Consider the following 6,554-nt stretch of genomic DNA (forward strand, 5'->3'; position numbering starts at 1 on the left):
AGGCGTTGCCTCGCGCTATGCGGCGGCTTCGGCCCCTTCGAGCCGCGGGACCGCCGCGAGCAGGCCCTTGGTGTAGGCGTGCCGGGGCTGCTCGTAGACGGTGTCGGCCGCGCCCTCCTCGACGATCCGGCCGCCGCGCATCACGACGAGCCGGTCGCTGACCTGCCGGACGACCGCGAGGTCGTGGGCGATGAAGACGAGCGCGAGGCCGAGGTCGCGCTGCAACTCGCCGAGCAGCCGCACGACCTGCGCCTGGGTGGTGACGTCGAGCGCGGAGACGGGCTCGTCGCAGACGATCAGCTTCGGCTCGGGCGCGAGGGCCCGCGCGATGCCGACGCGCTGCCGCTGGCCGCCGCTGAACTCGTGCGGGTAGCGGTGGTAGGCGCCGGGGTCGAGCCCCACGCGCTCCAGCAGCTCCCGCACGCGCGCGACGATCGCGGTGTCGTCGAGCTTCCCGGCGGCGCGCAGCGGGTCGGCGATCGACTCGCCGATGCTGCGCCGGGGGTTGAGCGAGGAGACGGGGTCCTGGAAGACCATCTGCAGCTCGCTGCGGAAGGCGCGCAGTTCGCGCTCCTTCAGGCCGCCGATGTCGCGCCCCTGGTAGCGCAGTTCGCCGCCGGTGGGGGCGAGGAGCCGGACGAGCATGCGGCCGAGGGTCGTCTTGCCGCTGCCGGACTCCCCCACGACGCCGACGGTCTCGCCGGGCCGTACGGTCAGCGAGACGTCGTCGACGGCGGTGACGGCGTCCTTGCCGCGGCCGAACCGCCGGGTGAGGCCGGTGGCTTCGAGCAGCGGCGCCTCGTCCGCGCCCGCGGCCCGCGCGCCCGCGCCCGGGCGGCGGACGTTCACCCGCGGCACGGCCGCGAGGAGGTCGCGGGTGTACGTCTCGCCCGGTGCGTCGAGCAGCGTGCGGACGGGGCCTCGCTCGACGGCGCGGCCGTCCTTCATCACGAGCAGCTCGTCGACGCTGCCGGCCGCCACGCCCAGGTCGTGGGTGACCAGGACGAGGCCCATGCCGGTCTCGGCGCGCAGGTCGCGCAGGAGGCCGAGGATCTGGGCCTGGACGGTGACGTCGAGGGCGGTGGTGGGCTCGTCGGCGACCAGCAGGCGCGGTTCGCAGGCGAGGGCCATCGCGATCAGGGCGCGCTGGCGCATGCCGCCGCTGAACTCGTGCGGGCGGGAGCGGGCGCGGCGGGCCGCGTCCGGGATGCCCACGCGGTCCAGCACCTCGGCGGCACGCGCGCGTGCCGCGCGGCGCGAGGCGTCGCGGCGGTGGACGCGGTAGACCTCGGCGATCTGGTCGCCGATGGCCTGGTAGGGGTCGAGGGAGGAGAGCGGGTCCTGGAAGACCATGGCGGCGACGCCGCCGCGGAGCCGTCGCAGGGCGGCGTCGCCGGCGGCCTGGACGTCGTGACCGGCGACGGTCACCGCGCCGGTGACCTCGGCGCCGGTGTCCCGGTGCAGCCCCAGCAGCGCATAGGCGGCCGTGGACTTGCCCGATCCGGACTCGCCGACGATGCCGAGGGACCCGCCCTGCGGGAGGGTGAACGACAGGTCGTCGACGGCCCGTACGAGGCCGCCTCCGGCCCGGCCGCCGGGCCCCGCCGGAAAGGTGACGGAGAGGCCGGAGACGGTCACCAGGGGGCCGTCCGCGGCCGCTGCTCCGGGCACCGGCGAGCCGGTCGTGCGGGTTTCGGACGTCATCGCAGGGCCACCCTTCGGTCCGCGACGGCGTAGAGCACGTCCGCCACGATGTTGGCGATGACGACGGCGGTGCCGGTGACCATCACGACGGCGACGACCACGGGCAGGTCGAGGCTCGTGGTCGCGTGCACCAGCAGCTGCCCGATGCCGGGCAGGCCGAACATCATCTCGGTGAGTACCGCGTTGCCGAACATGGACCCGAAGTCGGCCGCCGACAGCGCGATGACAGGCGCGACGGCACCGCGCAAGGCGTGGCGCGTGACGAGGGAGCGCTCGGCGACCCCGTAGGCGCGGAAGGTGCGGATGTGGTCCTCGGCCAGGGTCTCCAGCACGGAACTGCGGGTGAGCCGGGCGTACTTCGCGGACTCCAGGAGCCCGAGCGCGGCCCACGGCAGCAGCATGTTCCAGGCCCACTGCTCCGGGTCGTCGGTGAGGGGCACATAGGACGGGAAGGGCAGCCAGGCCAGGTAGGCGCAGAAGAGCATCAGCAGGCCGAGGCCGCTGATGAAGACCGGCGTGGCCGTTCCGGCGAGGGTGAGCCAGGTCAGCACCCGCTCGGTGATCCCGCCGCGGCGCAGTGCCGACAGCAGGCCGGTGCCGGTGCCCAGCAGCAGCCAGACGGCCATGGCGCCGACCGCGAGCGAGGCGGTGGCGGGCAGCCGCTCGATCAGCATGTCGGTGACCTGCTGGTTGCTCTGGTACGACAAACCGAAGCAGGGGGCGTCGCAGTGCAGCACCGCGGCGCCGGTGGAGTAGTCGTGCCCGGCGACGATGCCCTGCAGGAAGTGCCAGTACTGGACGTACACGGGGTCGCCGAGGGAGAGCTGCTCGCGGACCTGGGCGATCTGCTCGGGGTTGCAGCGCGGGCCGCAGGCCAGGCGGGCGGGGTCGCCGGGAGCGATGTAGAAGGTCGCGTAGACGACGGCGGAGAGCACGAGGAGGACGGCGAGCGCGCCGGCGGCGCGCCGCAGGACGTATCCGGTCACGCCGCACCTCCCGCGCTGCTCGTGCGCGCCTTGCGCCGGTTCCGGCCGACGCGGAGCCGTGAAGCCTCGCGCGGGTCGAGCGCCGTGCGCACCCCGTCGCCGAGGACGGTGAAGGCGAGCGTGGTGACGAAGAGCATGAGCGCCGGCAGCACCACGTACATGGGGTCGGCGCGGAACCAGGTGGTGGCCGACGACAGCATGTGGCCCCAGGAGGGGGTCGGGGGCTTCACGCCGACTCCGAGGAAGGACATGCTCGCTTCCAGCACGATGTTGGTCGGCAGCAGGACGGCCGCGTAGGTGATCACGGGGGCGGCGAGCGAGGGCAGCAGCTCGCGCCGGGCGACCCGCCAGGTGGAGCCCCCGGTCAGCCGGGCGGCCGAGACGAAGTCGAGCTTCATCAGGCCCAGGGTCTGCGCGCGCACGAGGCGGGCCATCCCGCCCCACGCCAGCAGCCCGATGGCGATGACGAGCAGCACGGGGCGCGGGAAGCCCGGGGGGACGACGGCCATCAGGGCGATGGCGAAGACCAGCATCGGCATGGCGACCATGACGTCGGTGAGGTGGCTGAGCGCGCTGTCGACGAAGCGGTTGCCCAGGGCCGCGGCCATGCCCACGCCGACGCCGATCAGCACCTGGACGAGGGTGGCGCCGAGGGCGACCAGCAGGGAGACGCGGGCGCCGTAGATGAGGCGGACGAACAGGTCGCGGCCGGTGCCCGGTTCGACGCCCAGCCAGTGCTCGGCGCTGATGCCGCCGAAGTCGCCGAACGGCACGCCGCCGCGCGCGGAGTCGACCAGGGTGTCGTGGTACGTGTTCGGGTCCTGGCCCTCCAGCGCGGCCAGCAGGGGCGCGGCGACGGCGAGGAGGACGAGCAGGCCCAGCACGGCGGCGGCCGCCAGCGCGGACTTGCGCGCCGCCAGCCGCCGCAGGACCTGCCGGGCGCCGGAGGCGGGAGCGGCTCCCGCCTCCGGTTCGGCTCCCGCCTCCGGCTCCTTCGGTTCCTTCGTGGTGAGCGGATCGGTGGTCACTTGACCGCGACCTGCGAGACGTCGAGGACACCGGTCCAGTCGCTGATGACGACGTTCTTGACGTCCTTGCCGTAGAGGCGCTTGTAGACCGGGTGGAAGAGCGGCACGGTCAGGGCCTGCTCACCGATCTTCTTGTCGAGGGCGCCCCAGCGCCGGGCGGCGGCGTCGTGGTCCGTGATCTTGTTGATCTCGTCGATCTCCTCGTTGACCTTGGAGTCGTCGAGGCGGGAGGCGTTGAAGTTGTAGCCGTCCTTGACGATCTGACGACCGTCGAAGACCGGGGCGAGGAAGGGGCCGCCGGAGGGCCAGTCGGCACCCCAGTGGGCGAGGAAGAGCGCCGGCTGCTTGTCGACGCTGTGGACCTTCTCCTCGTAGTCGTTGTCCTCCAGGCCCTCCAGCTTGACCGTGATGCCGGCCTCCTTCAGGGCCGCCTGGATCGCGGTCGCGATCTCGGGGCTGGTCTCGGAGTTCTGCGCGGTGGAGTGGGTGAGCGTGATCTCCAGGCCGTTCTCGTGACCGGCCTCCTTCAGCAGCTCCTTGGCCTTGGCCGCGTTCCCCTTGGCGCCTGCCGGGAAGTGGTCGTGGGCGGTGTGGCCGAAGGACTTCTGCTCGGGCAGGAACGTCGTCGCGGGCTCGGCGAGCGAGGAGCCGCCGGCGGCGTTGACGACGCTGGTGCGGTTGATCGCGTAGGCGACGGCCTGGCGGACCTTGGGGTCGTCGAAGGGCTTGGCCGTCGGGTTGAACGCCAGGTAGTTGGTGTAGCCGAAGTGGCCGGTGCCGACCCGGCCGGCGAGCTTCTTGTCGCCGGTGACCTGGGCGAGCTCGGCCGGGCCCAGGTTGGTGTCGGTGGTCACCGCGGCGGCGTCGGCACCCGAGCCGGTCGACAGCCGCTGGTTGATGACGGCCGGGGACAGACCGGACTTGACCTCGATCCGGTCGGGGTAGGCGTGCCGCTCCTTGTCGGTCTCCTCCGACCAGTGCGTGTTGCGCTCCAGGGTCATCTGCTCGCCGTCGCCCACGTTCTTGACGACCTTGTACGGGCCCGAGGAGACCGGGTGCTCGGCGTACTTGGCGCCGGTGTCCTTGGCCTTGGGCACGGGGGCGAACTGGGTGGAGGTGGCGAAGTAGGGGAAGTCGCCCTCGGACTTCCTCAGTTTGAAGACGATGGTCTTCGCGTCGGGCGTCTCGATGGAGTCGAGGCCCTTCTTCTCCTTGTAGGGACCCTGGTAGGTGTCCCCGCCGATGAGCCAGTCGCGCAAGTACGGGGCGCCGCCGGAGAGTTCGGCGGCGAAGGAGCGCTCGACGCCGTACTTGATGTCCGCGGAGGTGATGGGCGAGCCGTCCTCGTACTTGAGGCCGTCCTTCAGCTTGTACGTCCAGGTCTTGGCGTCGTCGCTGGGGGTGCCGGTGTCCGTGGCGAGGTCGGGGACGACCTTGGTGCCTTCGGCTCCGTTCTCACGGTTGCGGGTGGTCAGGGTGCGGTAGACGAGCGAGGGGATGTTGCCGCCGCCGGAGGTGTACAGGCGGGCCGGGTCGAACTGCTTCTGCGGCGCCCTGTTGAGCACCGTGAGCGTGCCGCCCTTCCCGGGCGCCCCGTCGGTGCCGCCGCCCTTGGCGCCGCCGCTCTCCTCCGGGCCGCACGCTGCCGCGCCCCCGATCAGGACCACACTGACGGCGGCGGCCGCCACACGGCGGGATATCGCGGGAAGTTGACGCATGACGAAGAGGGCCTTTCGCGGAAGCGGGAAGAGCGAGGGGTGAGCTGCTGAGCCGGAAGCACCCACGGAAGGCGGTGGAAGGGAGCGCGAAGGCGCCGGACCGCCCCCCGGCGGACGCGACGCTGCGTGCGGCAACACGGAAGTGCAGACGCGGAAGCGCAGACGCGGAAAGTGCTCGGGGGAAGAGTGCGGTCTCAGCGACAGTGAATGTCGGCGACGCTGTGCGCGGCCACGCCGATCAGCGCCAGCTCGAAGCCGGCGGTCTCGGGGGCGTGGTGGTGCGACATGCGCAGAACACTGAACGAATTTTCGCCCCCTGTCCAAGGTGTCTCAGATCCAGAGATGAATCATCCCGGAAAATGAGACATTGGATCACGGATGGGGCCAGGGATTCGGCTTGCAGGTGATGCCGTCCGACGTCAGGAACTTGGTCTGCTGCATCATCACCGGGGCGAGCGCGCCCTCCTTGGAGCACGACTCGTGGTCGCGCCCGAGGCGGTGGCCGACCTCGTGGTTGATGAGCATCTGCCGGTAGGCGTGCATCTTGTCGCCGTACGTCGCCGCGCCCTGCGCCCACCGGTAGGCGTTGATCATGACGCGGTCGGTGGCGGCGGAGTCGCAGGAGACGTTGTCCTGCGTGGTGTCGAGCCCCGACTTGGCGCACCAGACGGCCGTGGTGCCCGGGCTGGCCAGGGTGATGACGAAGTCGGCGTCGCCGGAGGAGACCCGCTCGAAGGTGCGGCTGCCGCCGTGGCCCCAGCTGCGCTCGTCGTTGAGCGTGCGGTGCACGGCGGTGGCGAAGAGCTCGCCGTCGAGCGGCAGGCCCTTCTCCACGTCGACGCGGTAGCGCACCACGTCGCCCCGGCCGGGAGCGGGGTCGTGGCCGCCGACGGTGTCGAAGGATCCGCTGCCCTTGGCCTTGGCGTCCAGGGGGTACTTGCGGTCCATCTTCTGCTCGTACGTGACCGGCGCGGCGACGCCGCCGTTGGGCGTCGGGCGGCTGTCGGAACGGGAGGCGGCGTCCGGGCTCTGCCGTTCGACGTCCGCCGGGCGGGCCTGCGCCTGGGTTTCCGTGCCGTCCTCGACCTGTCCGGCGACGACGACGGCGAGCACGGCCG

The 6,554-nt window shown here is 72.1% G+C and carries 6 protein-coding genes; all 6 read right to left on the minus strand.

The genetic code is table 11. The features are described 5' to 3' along the window. Positions 1–15 precede the first annotated feature (15 nt). On the minus strand, positions 16–1,704 hold the full coding sequence (locus V7793_RS30840) for an ABC transporter ATP-binding protein (RefSeq protein WP_336012757.1): 1,689 nt from the start codon (positions 1,702–1,704) through the stop codon (positions 16–18). Beyond that, on the minus strand, positions 1,701–2,690 hold the full coding sequence (locus tag V7793_RS30845; protein ID WP_336012760.1) for an ABC transporter permease: 990 nt from the start codon (positions 2,688–2,690) through the stop codon (positions 1,701–1,703). Before V7793_RS30845 ends, V7793_RS30840 begins: the two co-directional genes overlap by 4 nt. Next, positions 2,687–3,718 carry an ABC transporter permease gene (locus V7793_RS30850; RefSeq protein WP_336012763.1) on the minus strand — a complete coding sequence of 344 codons (1,032 nt, stop codon included), beginning with the start codon at positions 3,716–3,718 and terminating at the stop codon, positions 2,687–2,689. Before V7793_RS30850 ends, V7793_RS30845 begins: the two co-directional genes overlap by 4 nt. Then, positions 3,715–5,436, minus strand: coding sequence for an ABC transporter substrate-binding protein (locus V7793_RS30855; protein ID WP_336012766.1), 1,722 nt, complete (start codon positions 5,434–5,436; stop codon positions 3,715–3,717). The genes V7793_RS30850 and V7793_RS30855 overlap by 4 nt, the downstream gene beginning before the upstream one ends. 194 nt (positions 5,437–5,630) lie before the next feature. After that, positions 5,631–5,723: an Ms4533A family Cys-rich leader peptide gene (locus V7793_RS30860; protein ID WP_311766081.1), complete on the minus strand. Its 93-nt coding sequence runs from the start codon at positions 5,721–5,723 to the stop codon at positions 5,631–5,633. Between the two features lie 85 nt (positions 5,724–5,808). Then, on the minus strand, positions 5,809–6,554 hold a 746-nt coding region (locus V7793_RS30865), incomplete at its 5' end, for a DUF3152 domain-containing protein (RefSeq protein WP_336012771.1).

The organism is Streptomyces sp. KLMMK (assembly GCF_036961605.1).
Taxonomy (GTDB): domain Bacteria; phylum Actinomycetota; class Actinomycetes; order Streptomycetales; family Streptomycetaceae; genus Streptomyces; species Streptomyces telluris.